The organism is Frankia sp. CoWAU3 (genome assembly GCF_977971855.1).
The window spans coordinates 10,985-11,562 of sequence record NZ_CDWWXB010000066.1; the positions used below are offsets into that span (position 1 = coordinate 10,985).

At 69.7% G+C, this 578-nt stretch carries 1 protein-coding gene; it reads left to right on the top strand.

Features of this window, described 5'->3' with window-relative positions; genetic code table 11:
- Positions 1 to 464: AIM24 family protein (locus tag AC08ON_RS08495; protein ID WP_476616744.1), on the top strand; the 464-nt coding region annotated here is incomplete at its 5' end.
- Positions 465 to 578 lie beyond the last annotated feature (114 nt).

The window sequence follows — 578 nt, forward strand, 5'->3', positions numbered from 1 at the left end:
TGCGGGTGGACAGCCAGGTCGGCATCGCCGGTGTCGGGAGCTACCAGGTCGAGCTGCGCGGCAACGGCCGGGTCGCTGTCTGCACGTCCGGGGCGCCGCTGGTCATGCACGTAACGCATCAGAACTACTACTTCGCGGACGCCGACGCGGTCGTCGGCTGGTCATCGAGCCTGCAGGTCTCGATGCAGGCGGCGGTGACGTCCTCGGCCGTGTGGCGACCCCGGGGGAACACCGGGGAGAGCTGGCAGATGCAGTTCACCGGCGAGGGCTTCGTCATCGTGCAGCCCTGCGAGCTACTTCCGCCGTACAACGCGCTCGCGGGTGCCGGTCTCGCCGGACAGTTCGGCCTCGGTCAGGGTGGGTTCCAGGGCAACCAGCACGGCGGTCACGGCGGTCACAGTGGTCACGGCCCAGGCGGCGGTTTCGGCGGTGGCGGCCTAGGCGGTCTGTTCGGTAACCGCTGAGGCGACACCGCCTGCGACGGACGGGCGGCGAGGCGTGGGGGCTCATCTCGCCCGCTCGACGTCCTCGGCGTATCCGGCATTCTTGGTGTATCCGGCATCCTCGGCGAACACGTC